The sequence below is a fragment of the Candidatus Poriferisocius sp. genome, from assembly GCF_965204145.1.
Lineage (GTDB): Bacteria > Actinomycetota > Acidimicrobiia > Acidimicrobiales > Bin134 > Poriferisocius.
This window is the reverse complement of the sequence record NZ_OZ241977.1, coordinates 649,251-661,750: the sequence shown is the minus strand read 5'-3', so window position 1 is coordinate 661,750 and position 12,500 is coordinate 649,251. Positions and strand designations below refer to the sequence as shown.

General features: G+C 65.0%; 13 protein-coding genes. 3 read left to right on the top strand and 10 right to left on the bottom strand.

The window, feature by feature from the left end; genetic code table 11:
- Positions 1-103: 103 nt before the first annotated feature.
- Together ACOGI7_RS02900 and ACOGI7_RS02895 are read right to left on the bottom strand one after the other, a co-directional pair.
- A complete protein-coding gene (locus ACOGI7_RS02900; protein WP_419851539.1) occupies positions 104-496 on the bottom strand; it encodes a hypothetical protein in 393 nt (130 codons plus the stop codon).
- A 467-nt stretch (positions 497-963) separates the two neighbouring features.
- Positions 964-1,206 (bottom strand): hypothetical protein, encoded by a 243-nt coding sequence (locus ACOGI7_RS02895; RefSeq protein WP_419850428.1) that lies wholly within the window; start codon positions 1,204-1,206, stop codon positions 964-966.
- A 229-nt stretch (positions 1,207-1,435) separates the two neighbouring features.
- On the opposite strand from ACOGI7_RS02895, the gene ACOGI7_RS02890 reads away from it, so the two are divergent.
- Entirely contained in the window at positions 1,436-2,623 is a 1,188-nt protein-coding gene (locus ACOGI7_RS02890) for a DUF222 domain-containing protein (protein ID WP_419850427.1), read from the top strand.
- Positions 2,624-2,635: 12 nt separating this feature from the next.
- On the opposite strand, the gene ACOGI7_RS02885 is transcribed toward ACOGI7_RS02890, so the two are convergent.
- Both ACOGI7_RS02885 and ACOGI7_RS02880 read right to left on the bottom strand, forming a co-directional pair.
- Positions 2,636-2,944 (bottom strand): type II toxin-antitoxin system PemK/MazF family toxin, encoded by a 309-nt coding sequence (locus tag ACOGI7_RS02885; protein WP_419851445.1) that lies wholly within the window; start codon positions 2,942-2,944, stop codon positions 2,636-2,638.
- Positions 2,944-3,654 (bottom strand): hypothetical protein, encoded by a 711-nt coding sequence (locus tag ACOGI7_RS02880; protein WP_419850426.1) that lies wholly within the window; start codon positions 3,652-3,654, stop codon positions 2,944-2,946. Before ACOGI7_RS02880 ends, ACOGI7_RS02885 begins: the two co-directional genes overlap by 1 nt.
- A 206-nt stretch (positions 3,655-3,860) precedes the next feature.
- Here ACOGI7_RS02880 and ACOGI7_RS02875 point away from each other — a divergent pair, with 206 nt between their 5' ends.
- Positions 3,861-4,061: a hypothetical protein gene (locus ACOGI7_RS02875; protein ID WP_419850425.1), complete on the top strand. Its 201-nt coding sequence runs from the start codon at positions 3,861-3,863 to the stop codon at positions 4,059-4,061.
- 16 nt (positions 4,062-4,077) lie between these two features.
- On the opposite strand, the gene ACOGI7_RS02870 is transcribed toward ACOGI7_RS02875, so the two are convergent.
- From ACOGI7_RS02870 to ACOGI7_RS02855, 4 genes are read right to left on the bottom strand one after another with little or no spacing between them, the layout of a single operon-like run.
- Entirely contained in the window at positions 4,078-5,304 is a 1,227-nt protein-coding gene (locus ACOGI7_RS02870) for a potassium channel family protein (RefSeq protein WP_419850424.1), read from the bottom strand.
- Positions 5,305-5,355: 51 nt separating this feature from the next.
- Positions 5,356-6,612 carry a magnesium transporter gene (locus ACOGI7_RS02865; protein ID WP_419850423.1) on the bottom strand — a complete coding sequence of 419 codons (1,257 nt, stop codon included), beginning with the start codon at positions 6,610-6,612 and terminating at the stop codon, positions 5,356-5,358.
- A 20-nt stretch (positions 6,613-6,632) separates the two neighbouring features.
- Positions 6,633-7,562 carry an NAD(P)H-dependent flavin oxidoreductase gene (locus ACOGI7_RS02860; RefSeq protein WP_419850422.1) on the bottom strand — a complete coding sequence of 310 codons (930 nt, stop codon included), beginning with the start codon at positions 7,560-7,562 and terminating at the stop codon, positions 6,633-6,635.
- Between the two features lie 37 nt (positions 7,563-7,599).
- Positions 7,600-8,745 (bottom strand): hypothetical protein, encoded by a 1,146-nt coding sequence (locus ACOGI7_RS02855; protein WP_419850421.1) that lies wholly within the window; start codon positions 8,743-8,745, stop codon positions 7,600-7,602.
- A 93-nt stretch (positions 8,746-8,838) separates the two neighbouring features.
- On the opposite strand from ACOGI7_RS02855, the gene ACOGI7_RS02850 reads away from it, so the two are divergent.
- Positions 8,839-10,230 (top strand): aromatic ring-hydroxylating oxygenase subunit alpha, encoded by a 1,392-nt coding sequence (locus ACOGI7_RS02850; protein WP_419850420.1) that lies wholly within the window; start codon positions 8,839-8,841, stop codon positions 10,228-10,230.
- A gap of 14 nt (positions 10,231-10,244) precedes the next feature.
- On the opposite strand, the gene ACOGI7_RS02845 is transcribed toward ACOGI7_RS02850, so the two are convergent.
- Together ACOGI7_RS02845 and ACOGI7_RS02840 are read right to left on the bottom strand one after the other, a co-directional pair.
- Entirely contained in the window at positions 10,245-11,699 is a 1,455-nt protein-coding gene (locus ACOGI7_RS02845; RefSeq protein WP_419850419.1) for an AAA family ATPase, read from the bottom strand.
- Between the two features lie 83 nt (positions 11,700-11,782).
- The gene (locus ACOGI7_RS02840; protein ID WP_419850418.1) at positions 11,783-12,499 is read right to left on the bottom strand and encodes a TrmH family RNA methyltransferase; all 717 of its coding nucleotides are present in this window, start codon (positions 12,497-12,499) and stop codon (positions 11,783-11,785) included.
- Position 12,500: the final 1 nt, after the last annotated feature.

The following is a 12,500-nucleotide window of genomic DNA, read 5'->3' as shown; positions in this document are numbered from 1 at the left end:
TGTGATCGAAAGACTCCTTCCACAAGGACTTGCAAGGTTCTTTTTCTATCCTGGAGAGACACTCTCCTTTCCCTTCAAGGATGATAAGAAGAGCAGAGATCGCCTACAGGGCTTTCTCCGAGAAATCTCGGGAGGAAACAAGTTCGAACCCTTCGAAAAACTCGTAAATATCGCGGCTTCGGGGCAGGCTCAGCGGCGTCCGCTTGCGAACTGGCTCGGCCACGATGTCGGCGGCGCGGAATACCTTGCTGATGGTCGTTGTCATCTTCTTTAGGGCGGCGTCGAACGCGTCGGCATCTGTAATGAGAAACCAGATGCTCAACTCGCCGGTCTCGGCCTGACCGGACACGCCGGCATCAGAGACTTGGGCGTGCAAGCTGTCGGACACCTTGTCGAAGATCGCCTGGTATTCGTCTTGACTCAGCGGGAGCTCTCTCCCTCCAGTCTTGCGGAGGAGTACGCCGGTGACGGTGACTTCCATGATCGGGTTGGTCATGTCATCTCCCGGGTGCAGATCGGTGAGGGGATGGGCGGGAATCGTTTTGCCGGGGCAAGTCTAAGGCGGGAGAAGATAACGGGCCTCAGCAAATTGAGCCCATTCTGCCGAGAGGGTTGCTGTCGGCTCAGCGGCGCTGGATGTCAGTCAGAAAGCGCTGGCCAGATTCAGCATTCAGCCATGGCGCGGAGGGCGTCGCACATTGCTTGCTGGAGACTAGAAATCTTGCAGGTCCATCAGGTCGAACACCCCAGCGTTCTCATATACGCGAATAAACACCACCGTCGAACTAATGATTGTCCACCTGCTCATCGGTGACTGGCCTATAGCCCGCAGGCCGGGAAGCTGGGACAATGGCCGATCAGCCAAATCGGCAATGCCATTTAGCAAACGGAGACGCTCCTGGTCGCTTTTGCCGATGGCCCACATATCCACACACCCGTGTGGGTCCATCACCCGCCATGACATTATTGAGGCTTTTCGAAACTGACCTTCTCGCCTCGCCCGGCTCGGCGAGCCAATTCGCGCACCTCGTCAACCGTCAGGGCGTTCTCCCAAGCCGACTCATCGGCCAGGCGCTCCTCGGCATCGGCTTCTGCCTGTGCGAACTTGCGGTCTACCTCATCGAGCGCATCTTGAGAAAGCACATCTTCAGGGCGCTGAACAGGCGTGGCCGCTAGTTCTTTCACCGTCTTTTCCTTACGGGGCACCAAGCCAGCCTACACCGATACGGAGATTGCACCTGGCCAGTATGCCCATACAGGAACCAGTTAGGTCAAGGAACTTTCAGATATTTTCAGTTATTTTTACAATTCCCGAGCCAAGGGGGTTGAGGTCGTGGTCTAGGCCTTCTACTTCGCGTGCTAGATGCTGGCCCAAGCGGGAGGAATGAGACACTTCGCAAAGAGAAGCTGTCACAGGCGTCGGTAGGATTGTTGCATGGATTTTGGGGCTGTGACCTGCGGGAATGCCGGGAATGGCGTGCATGTTGATGCGGTGGACGTGTCCGGGTTGGACGATGCTGCTTTGGATTTGCGGCTGCGGCGGATTGGGCAGGCCCGTAATCGGTTGGAGGGGTTCTTGGCCGAGGTGGTGGCTGAGAAGACTCGGCGCAGCAGTTCCTTTGACGCTGCGAACTCTTTGAAGGCGGAGTTGCGCCAGTCGAGGCATCAGGCTGACCGCACGATGCGCGATGCCGAGCAGTTGGACAAGCTGGCAGCCACCCGAGACGCCTTGGTCGACAGCCGGATCAACACAGAGCACGCCCGGATCTTGGGGACCGCGGCTCAGAATGGGCCGCTGGATGAGGCCAAGATGCTGGCTGCGGCTGAGACGCAGACGCCGGAGCAGTTGCGCAAGACGGTGCGCGACCATCAAAACGAAATGGCCGGCGATGACGGGGCCAAGCGTTTTGAGCGCCAGCGCAAGGCTCGCACGGCCAGGTTCTCAGAGCGCGATGACGGGATGTGGCAGCTTTTCGCCCTGTTCGACCCGGTCGCGGCGGCGCGGATCCGCAAGTCGCTGAACAAGGCGACCGACGACTGGCGTACCGACAACCGCCGCGAGCACACCGCCGATCGGCACCGTCGGGCCGATGCTCTGGAACGGCTCATCACCCGCACGATCTCCGCCGACGGCAGCGAGCAGCCCCAGGGCACCACGCTGTTGTTGATGGCCGACTACGACCTGGTGGACGACAAGCTGGGCCGCCCCCGGCTGGCTGACGGAACCCCGCTTCCGCCAAGCGAGTTCCACCGCCTGGCCTGCGACGCCGACATCTTGTGCGGCCTGTTCAAAGAAGCGAACACCGAGCCCATCTGGATGGGCTCGACCAGCCGCCACCCCAACTTCGCCCTGCGAGCCGCCCTCGAAGCCCGAGACCAAGGCTGCATCGGCTGCCGCAAAGAACCCGAATGGTGCGTGGCCCACCACATCGTGGAATGGCAACACGGAGGCCCCACCCAACCCGACAACCTCGTACTGGTCTGCCACGACTGCCACCAAAAAGTCCACCACCGAAACTGGAAAGTCGAAAAACACCCCGACACCGAGCGAAATTACTTGCGGCCCCCTTGGCAAGAGCCTCCCAAGCCTTCGGCGGTAGTCCCTACACCCCTGCGGATGTAGACCTGTGCAGGTTCAGCATTCAGCTATGGCGCGGAGGGCGTCGCACATCTGTCTTCGGCCCTCGAAGTCAAGTTCCCCGAGTTGTTGTGTCAAGACCGATCTTGACACTGAGGTGAGGTTGTCAAACGTGGCCACGCTGTCGTATCTGAGGCCTGCGCTGGGCCCGACCGGCATGCACGTTGGAGCTGTGTGAGGCGTCCTGGTCACCGGAGCCACCATCACCTTGTTCAGGTTGAAAATGGCCCAATCTCGAGAAACCAATATTGCTGGCCGACCTTCCTGGTCGGGCTGCTCCATGAGCCATATCTGACCTTGCTGCATCATTCCCCTGGCCAGTGGTCTCCCCAATCTGGTCGAGGGCGGGGAGGGCCTGTGCCGATGGGAATTCCCTGTTCAATGGCCACATCCTTCGGGACTAGCTCGTTGTCCTCAGTCCACACCCACGGCTCAGCTTGGATGACGGCCCTTGTGGCGGCGAATCCTGCTGCAATCTCGGCTTCTGTCTCGGGCGGCTGGCGTTCAAACTCGGCTATCTCCTCGTCGATGCAGCGGGATCGGTGGACGATATGGGCCAAGCGCTCTACTGCTCGGCGGATTGCTTCGGGGCGAGTGACTCCGACCTCCTCGGCTGCCAGGCGGTCGATCGCCTCATGCTGCCCTTTGCTGAACTTCAGCCGGATTCTGTCGGTGGCCTTGTCTTGAACCAGGCTGGGGCGGGGAGGGCATTGGCCAATGGGGATTCCCTGCTCTTCGGCTGCCTGCTCAGGGATGCACCGACCATCCTCAGCCCACACCCATCGCTCGCGTCCGGCTAGGGCGATTTCCACAGCCATGGCCGCGATCTCCTCGGGCCCACGCTCGGAGCGCTGGTGTTCGATCTCCAGATTGGTCCGCGTCCGGCAAATGGCCTCGTCCAGGCTCTCCACCGCCAGGCGGATCACTTCGGGGCGGGACTCCCCCACTCCTTCGGCCACCAAGAGGTCAATCGCCTCGACTTGCTTCTTGCTGAACCGCACCAAAACCGGTGTCATCACCCAGCAAGTATGCCCACATCAAGACCGGTTCGGTCAAGAGTCTTTTATGAATTTTCAGACAATATCAGTTTCGCAACCTACCAGTGCGGGATGCTGGCAAGAAGCTGTCATAGGCGTCGGTAGGGTTGTGGTATGGAACCTAGGGCTGTGACCTGCGGGAATGTGGGGAACGGTATGTATGCGGACGCGGTGGGCGGGGCTGGGTGATGGTGCAGCAGGATGAGCGGTGGTATGCCGGCCGTTGGCAGCTGCGCAGTGAGCACAATGAGCGGGTTTGGCGGAAGACCGTGGGGAAGATGGTGGAGCTGAAGCGGCTGGCCGACGAGGAGGGCTTGTCGGCCGAGAAGTTGGAATCCTCGCTGTTGCAGTATCGGCAATCGCTATTGGGCTGGCGGGACCAGTGATGGGCCGCGGGGCGGTTTACGAACCCATGGGCTGGAGTTCGTCTTCTACGCCTTCTTCTTCTCGCACCAGGTTCCAGCCGAAGCGTTCGGCTAGGGCTTCGCGGCCTTCGTCGGGGCCGCTGGCGATGATCTCGTCGCCGGCATAGAGGGCGGCGCTGCCTCGGGGGCGGTAGATGTAGCGGCCGGCTCGGCGGATGGCCAGCACGGTGAAGCCGGGCTCGATGTTGAGGGCCAGCTCCTTGAGCGAGGTCCCGTCGGCGCCGCTGAGGCGGGCCACGGGCAGCTCGACCACCACCTCGTCGGAGTCGCCGAGGGCGATCTCCAAGATGGGGTGGACCTCTTCGCCGAGTTCCACCAGCGAGATCATCTGGCGGGCCTGATCACCTATGTCCTCGGCGGCTTGGCCGAGATGCAGCAGGCCCCGCAGCGGCGAGGGGTCGATGTTGTTGGACGCGGCCCGCAGCACCCACAGCTCCAACTGGTGGTTCATCTCGTCAAGGCGTCCCTCCAGAAGCCGCACCTGAGCGGCCAAGCCCCGATCCTTGAGGACCAGCGCCGAATAGGCCAGCCCCACCGCGGCCTCCGACAGGTCCTTCATCTCCACCAGCACGTCCACCGCCCGATCCAGATCCGAGATCCAGGGATCTTCGGGGGCCACCGGCTCCTCCCACATGGGCGCGGCGGCCAGCTGGTGCAGGCGCATGATGCCATCGGGCGAGCCCCGCAAAAACAGCACGTCGCCGGGCATCAAGAGCTGGTCGCCGCGCACGTCGGTGATCCAGCTGCGTTCTCGCCGGATGGCCATGACCCGCATTCCGGCCACCACGGGCAGCTCCAAATCGCCCAGGGGGCGGCGCACCATGTGGGATCCCTCGTGTACCACCAGCCGGTGGGATATCTCCTCGGCGCTGGACAAGTCGGCCACCAGCTCGGCGGGAATGCCCAGGCGGCGGGTCACGATGCGGGAGATGTCCACCGCATCGTTGGCGATCCGCTCGATGGCGCTGATCACCTGGAGCACCGACGACATGCCGTCGGCCTCGCGGGGATGGCGAACCGCCATGATGCACACCGCCCGCATGTCTTTGACCAGCTCGGTCATCTGCACCTCGAGCTCGTCCACCTCGGTGGCCATGTCCGGGTCGCCGAAGTACAGGGCGGCGTAGGCCAAATCGACCATCAGCTCGGAGAGGTCTTTGGCCTCGGCGAGCATGGCCCGAAGGTTGCGGGGTTTATCGTCCATTGTCAGGTCTCTCCAAGATAGCCATCAGCACTGGAATCAGTCATTTGCCTTTCACCCCGCCCCAACGGCCTCGATGGCGAACACCAGGGTGAGGGCGCCCACCAAGTCGAGCACCGCTGTGACCGTCGGGATGCCCACGCTGTCGGGGTCGATTCCGAAGCGGACGGCGGCAATGGTCCCGTAGTAGGCCACGGCCACCACCACGACTACGGCCAGGATTCCGCCGATCAGCGCCACCCCCACCAGCCGCTCCACCCCCGGCCCGGCCAGATGCACCAGCGAACCCGCTCCCTGAGACACCAGGGCCACGATCACGAATACCGGCAATGCCAGACCGATGGTCACCCCCACATCGGTGCGGGCCCCCCGATGGGGCACGACCGAGGGGCCGATCAAGCCGAGGTGAAGCTTGCTGGACAGCCGATTGGTCAAGATGCCGCCCAGGGCGCCGGCGGTGGCCAGAAAGCCGGGAATCAGAACCAGCAGCACGGGGCGCTCGGAGAACACCTCGAACCGATTCTCCACCGTCACCCCCGCCATCAGCGACAAGAACCCGGCCAGCACCAGCACCGGGATCGACTCCCGCAGAACGGTCCGCAGCTCGGGGGCCTTGGAGCGGAGCGCGGCGGCCGACGACACAACCGCGACAACCGCCAACAGCCCGGCGATCACCGGGGTGACGGTGTCGATCCGCACCAGGTAGGAGGCCAAGATGAGTGCGGGCAGTGCCAGCACGTCGCCGGCTGCGGTCACCATGGGGGCGGTCACGTTGTCGGGGTCGAGGCCCCAGCGCACCGATCCGGTGGCCATGCCTAGCGTCACCAGCAGCACGAACACCGAGGCCAGCATCCCGCCCACCACCGAGATGACCACGTAGTCGGCCACGCCGATGGCGTTCTCCACCCCGAGGTTCGACGCCATTGCCGAGGCCAAAAGGGCCAGCACCAGCGTCATGAGGAGCGTCAAGACCAGCGAGGCCCACACGTTTTGGCCCACCACGCTGGACGACCGCAGCGACAGCCGGAACGTGCCGGTGTGGATGGCGGTGCCCAGCCGACTGCCCAGCGCTCCGAAGATCTTCCCCGGAAGCGCGATGGCCGCCGGCACCAAGAGCAGCAGGCCGGGCAGCTCGGCCAGCCGCTCGTGGCTGCGTCCCAGCACCAACCCGGCGATCACGCTGGTCACCGCCAGGATGCACAGCGCCCCCAGCGACTGGCGCACGCCGCGGGGGTCGGGTCCCAGCAGGCGGACCAGTTGCAGCCGGCTGCCCGACCGCCGCAGGAGCGTGAGCACTGTGCGGGAGCGCATGAGGACGACCTCCCGCCCGGCTACCCCGCAGCAGCCTGGCCGAGTTGGCGCAAACGGGCCTGGCAGTGGTCCCAGGCCTCCGACAGGATGTCGGCCACCGGGCGCACCTCGTTTATGCGGCCCATCACCTGGCCGCCGAAGGGGACGGCCACGTCCATCTGCCCGCCGAAATACTGGTCCATAAGCCGGTCGAGGCCGGGCATCTGCACCTGGTCGTGGTGCTCCATCTCGGCGGTGAGCTCGGTGCGCAGCGCCCGCATGCCGGGCCGGCCGAACCGGTTCAACAGCACCGTGTCGGTCTCGGCCGCGGCCACCACCGCCTGCTTCCAGTTGTCGTGAACCGGCGACTCGGCCGACGACAGCATCCTGGTGCCCATCTGCACCCCGTCGGCCCCCAAGGCCAGCGCCGCCGCCATGGACACCCCGTCGCAGATGCCCCCCGCAGCGATGACCGGCACGTCCACTTCGGCCCGCACCAGCGGCGTGAGCACCATGGTGGACGAGCCGTGGGGGTTCTTGAAGCCGCCGCCCTCCACCCCCTCCACGATGAGACCGTCCACTCCGGCGTCCACCGCCTTGAGGGCGCCTCGCAGGGTGGGCACGACGTGGAAGACAGTGATGCCAGCGTCTTTCAGCATCGCGGTGAACCGATTGGGGTCGCCCGCCGAGGTGGTCACGAACCCCACTTCGTGCTCAATGACAAAATCAATGACCGTGGCGTCGGGCACCAGAAGCTGGGCGATGTTCACCCCCCAGGGGCGGTCGGTGAGGTCGCGCATCTTGGCGATCTCCACCTTGATGTCGTCGAGCTGGCCCGAGGAGGTCTCGATGATGCCCATGGCTCCGGCGTTGGACACCGCCGAGGCCAGCTGGGCCCGGGCGATGTAGCCCATCGGGGCCTGCACCACGGGGATGTCGATGTTCAGAAGCTCGGTGATGCGGGTCTTCATGGTGCCAGCCTCACTGCCAGCGGCGTCGGCAGAGAAATCACCGCCGCCGCCCCGGGCCGAAACCCCGGCGCCTGATCTCGCGCAACAGGGGCGGCAGCGGACGACGCAGCGGGCGATAGAACAGCGGCAGCCGGTGATAGGTAGAGGGCCGATCCGTGCTCCACTTGCCCGGCGGGGCCGAGGTGATGGAAGCCAGCCCCACCAGGCAGTCGTCGTAGTTCACCCGCCACCCGGCGTAGTCGCGCCACGCCTGGTCGCGGTCCTCCACCACGGGCACTCCGGCTCGCTGGAGGGTCTCGTAGGTCTCGTGGAACTCGTGGCGGAGCACCGTGATGGGGGCCGTGGGCAGCGGGTCGGGGTCGTATTCGATGGCGAAGAACTCGGCGATGTTGCGCAGCGCCACGTACCCGGCCCGGATCATGAACGGGGCAGCGGGCGCGTGGGGCACCGCCACCGTCGACAACATGATGGCGGCGCTGTCCAGGATGCAGCCGGCCGCGGTCACCCACGACCGGTCGGGACGCACCGACCGGAAGTAGGCCAATGCGGGATAGGTCTGGTGGGTTTCTTCTATTTGGATGAACCAGTGCTCCCACTCGGTCCAGGTGTCCCCCATATCTTCGAGGCCGCCGGTCTCGTGGGCCAGGATGATCATGGCCTCGGGCGTGGGCGGGGTTCCGGCTCTGATCTCCAGGCGGGCCACGGCCGCCTCCCGGGAGCTGAACGCGCTGTACATGGTGGGCAGAAAGCTGATCAAAAACGCCACGATGCCCAAGCCGATGAGCGCTTCGAACCCGGCCAGCGTCAAGGTGAAGAAGTCGGTGGTCACCCGATAGCCCAGGGTGGTGAGCGACCATCCGCTCAGTGTCAGGGCCTCGCGATAGGGGCGCACATCCAGCGCCCAGAACATCAGCGAGAACCCGTAGATCACCCCGGTGGCCCAAACCACCGGCAGGAACATGAGCGTGGTCGGGGCGTAGCGGGCCAGAAGCGCATCCTTGGCCTCATAGGTCTTTCGGCGGCGGGCGAGCACCGAGAACAGGATCCCCATGCCCACGTAGACGAAGCGGATCAACAAGCTGCGCTCGGCTCGGGGCACCACCACGGTCTGGATGGCCGCGAGGAGCGTGCCCAATGCGACCAGCGCCCCGATCGTGAACACAATGGCTTCGACCGGACTCATACGGGATAAAGACTACGGGACTGCCGTGGCTGGCTAGCTCAACTACCACACCAGCCCGCCAGGCCGACTGCCCGGCCTGACTACTGTTCAGCTATGGCGAAAATCCAGATCGGCCCTGAGCTCACCAACGACGCCCCGGTGGGAACGGCCATCGGGGCGGTCCCGCCCCGGCGCTCACCGGTGGAGGTGCCCACCCATCGGTATATCTCCCCGGAGTGGGCCGAATTGGAGATGGCCCATGTGTGGCCCCGGGCCTGGCAGCTGGCCTGCACGGTCGATCATGTGCCGTCGGTGGGCGACTGGTTCGAGTACTCGGTGGGCAACCTGTCGGTGCTCATCGTGCGGGGCGACGACGGGGTGCTGCGGGGATTCCAGAACGTGTGCCGCCACCGGGGCAACGTGCTGTGCACCGGCTCGGGGTCGGGGCTGACCGAGTTGCGCTGTATTTACCACCGCTGGAGCTGGACGCTGGACGGCAAGCTGCGGGAGGTGCCGTCGCGCCGGGGGTTCGGGGCGCTGCGCAACGACGACTACCCGCTGTTCCCGGTGCAGGTGGGCACATGGGGGCCGCTGGTGTTCGTGAACCTGGACATGGATGCCGAGCCGCTGGACGACTATCTGGAGGCCATCCCCGGCCTATTGGAGTGGGCCCGCATGGAGGAGTACGCCTGCGCCTACGACCTCACCGTGCCGCTGCCGTGCAACTGGAAGACGCTCATCGAGGCGTTCAGCGAGACCTACCACGTGCAGGGCATCCACCGGGAGATGCTGCCCAGCTGCGACGACGTCAACTCCGTGAACCGGCTCTACGGCCGCCACGGCTCGCTGCACCAGCCCTACGGGGTGCCCAGCCCCCGGCTGCGCGACGGGGCCACGAACCAGGAGATCTGGGACTCCATCATCGTCACCCAGGGCGCCCGCTACGGCCAGGACTCCGAGAACCCGGGAACGTGTCCGCCGGTTCCCGAAGGCGGCAGCGTGCGCGACGTGCTGGAGGATCTAGTGCGGGCTCAGACCAGGCAAAAGGGCCTCGATCTCGACAGCTTCGACCAGTCGCAGATGCTGGATTTGTTCCAGTTCAACCTGTTCCCCAACATCACGGTGATCGTGATGTGCGACAGCATCACTGTGCTCAGGTCCCGTCCCGGCGACACCCCCGACGACGCCTACATGGACCTGCTGCACCTCGACCGCCGACCGCCCGGCACCGAGCGCACCCAGCCCGTGCAAGCCGTGATCCCCGCCGAGGAGGCCTCCATGAACCTGGTGTTCGACCAAGACCTCTCCAACCTCCAGCGAGCCCAACGAGGCCTGCACCAACCCGGCCTCGACCACATCGTGTTGAGCCGCGAGGAGATGCGAATCATCAACCTCCACTACAACCTCGAGGAGTTCATCGGCATCAGCGAGCTCTCCGACGAGGCGGTAGCCGAAATACAAGCCCTCAGAGCCCAGCCACCCGCCATCGGCCCCGTCGTCGGCTGATCGGAATACTCGGTTCAAGGGTACAAGTCGTCAATGGTCCAGCAGATGACCTCGCGGGCGGGGTCGGCGGTTTCTTGGAATGAGGGGGCGAAGCCGGCGGCGGAGATGAACCAGAAGGGGGAGTTCGGGTCTAGGGCTTCTTGAGCCCAGCCGTGGCCGCTGTCGGCTAGGCGCTCCAGGGCGACTACATGGTCCAGGTAGGTGCGGACTCCGGCGGGGCGGGTGCGGAACTTGATTGAGCCGGTGACCATCGTGTCGTCGAGAGTGCGGCCAGCCAGATCCACCTCCACTTCTCGGCGCGAACGGTCATGACCGGCCCACCTGCCCCACTCGGCCACTGCCGGCAGTCCCCGGCTGGGACCCCAGCGCCGACAGGCCTGTCGGGCCACGTCTTCGAATACATGTCGGCCGACATAGCTGGGAAACGCCTCGGGCTCGATCCGCACCCGCCAGGCCGCCTCTGGTCCCAGCGCGGCCACCGCCGACTCTGCCCACAGCCCGATCCCGTGGTGGAACCGGGTCGCCGGGTCGGCCAATCGATACCGCACCCCCCGCTGAGGGGAGGCGCCGAAGTTCACTTCCCGCACCAGATACGACAGATCCTCAAGCTGCTCGATCATCCGCTTCAGCGCCGTGTCGGACTGCTGGCCCATGGCCGACGCGATCTCGCCAGCAGTACGGGCCCCGAGCCCGATGCTGGCCAGCACCGCTCGGTAGCGCGCCGTGCTGCGAAGACCCTCCTCTTGATCAAGCTCGGTTTGCACTCGAACCCGGACCACCCCGTGGGGCGACAGCAGCAACTCGGCGATGTTCTCCTTCAGCGGGCGGCCATCGTCCACCACCGCTAGGTTGGCCGGAAGCCCGCCGAAAGCGGCGTAGGCCCGGACCCGGTCGCGGAGCGCGTAGCGAGAGACCATCTGGCCCGCGTCGTAGTAGTCGAACGGTCTGAGGGGAAGCACGGCGTCGAGTCGCCCATAAAGCGGCGATCCACCGGCAGCCAGTGCCTCCAGCGTGTGCACCGCCGACCCCGACAGCACCACCAGCAGGCCTGCGGCACGCGACAGCCCTGATTCCCACACCGCGTTCAGCTCTGAAGCAACCTCGCGCATCCCCCGTTCTCCATCGGCCAGGTATTGGAACTCGTCCAAGACGATGACGATCGGATGGTCGGAACGAAGCCCGAACAGGGTGCGGAAGACGGTGCGCCAGGTGGGGTGGTCTTCGATCCGGAGTTCCTCCCCCGACCAACGAGCCGCCTCATCCAACAGGGTCTGCCGATTGATGGCCGGGGTCGTCGCCGATGCCGAGTAGTACAGCACCCGCTCAGCGGGCCAGAGGTTCGAGAGCAAAAAGGTCTTGCCCACCCGCCTGCGTCCGTGAACCAGGGCCAGCGCGGGCCGCTCGCCGTCAGCCAGAGCTCGCAACTTGGCCGACTCCGCTTCGCGGTCAATCAGGGCGGCGGGTGCCATGCGGCGATCCTATAGTGGTCTAATACGTTAGTCAACTAGTATATTAGTGTACTAGTACGTTAGTTGATTAACGTATTAGATCATTACTCTATGCAGCGGCGTTGGCGGGCGATCTCGAAGCAGAGGATGGCGGTGGCGGAGGCGACGTTGAGGGATTCGACTGACTCGGCCATGGGGATGGACACCCAGCGGTCTATGGACGCGGTTTGGTCGAGTTGGTCCAGGCCGTGGGCCTCGTTGCCCACCACCAGGGTGAGGGGGCCGGTGAGGTCGGCTTGGTCGTAGGGGTCGCCTCGGTGGGGGTCGGCGCCCACTCGCTCCCCCTTCGGTCCCATTTCGGCCAGGGGCACTCGGAACAGCGCGCCGGCCGAGGCCCGCACGGTTTTGGGGTTCCAGGGGTCAACTGATTCTGGGCTGAACACCACGGCCTGGGCACCGGCGGCCACCGCGGTGCGCACAATGGTCCCGGCGTTGCCGGGGTCGGCGACTCCGGCCAGCTCGACGGCGAAATCGCCGTCGGCCATGGGGGCGATCTCGGGAATTCTGGCGGTGGCCATGACCCCTTGGGGGGTGACCACCGAGCCGACTCTGGCCAGCACGCCGTCGCCGACTGTCCAGGTGGGAGCGTCGATGGAGACTCCCAGGTCGGCCCACAGGTCGATCACCGACTCTGTGAACACGTCGACGATCTCCAAATCGGCCGCAACCGCCTCGACCAGCAGTTGCGGCCCGTCGATGACGAACTTGCCGGCCGAGGCGCGTTCTCGGCGTCGATTGACCAAGCGGCGCAGTTCCGCCACC

Excerpts from the sequence above, each read along its gene's own strand:
- ACOGI7_RS02845 (WP_419850419.1), bottom strand. The coding sequence starts at position 11,699 with ATGGCACCCGCCGCCCTGATTGACCGCGAAGCGGAGTCGGCCAAGTTG.
- ACOGI7_RS02870 (WP_419850424.1), bottom strand. The coding sequence starts at position 5,304 with ATGGACGATAAACCCCGCAACCTTCGGGCCATGCTCGCCGAGGCCAAA.
- ACOGI7_RS02885 (WP_419851445.1), bottom strand. The coding sequence starts at position 2,944 with ATGCAGCAAGGTCAGATATGGCTCATGGAGCAGCCCGACCAGGAAGGT.
- ACOGI7_RS02900 (WP_419851539.1), bottom strand. The coding sequence starts at position 496 with ATGACCAACCCGATCATGGAAGTCACCGTCACCGGCGTACTCCTCCGC.
- ACOGI7_RS02855 (WP_419850421.1), bottom strand. The coding sequence starts at position 8,745 with ATGAGTCCGGTCGAAGCCATTGTGTTCACGATCGGGGCGCTGGTCGCA.
- ACOGI7_RS02860 (WP_419850422.1), bottom strand. The coding sequence starts at position 7,562 with ATGAAGACCCGCATCACCGAGCTTCTGAACATCGACATCCCCGTGGTG.
- ACOGI7_RS02880 (WP_419850426.1), bottom strand. The coding sequence starts at position 3,654 with ATGACACCGGTTTTGGTGCGGTTCAGCAAGAAGCAAGTCGAGGCGATT.
- ACOGI7_RS02890 (WP_419850427.1), top strand. The coding sequence starts at position 1,436 with ATGGATTTTGGGGCTGTGACCTGCGGGAATGCCGGGAATGGCGTGCAT.
- ACOGI7_RS02865 (WP_419850423.1), bottom strand. The coding sequence starts at position 6,612 with ATGCGCTCCCGCACAGTGCTCACGCTCCTGCGGCGGTCGGGCAGCCGG.
- ACOGI7_RS02850 (WP_419850420.1), top strand. The coding sequence starts at position 8,839 with ATGGCGAAAATCCAGATCGGCCCTGAGCTCACCAACGACGCCCCGGTG.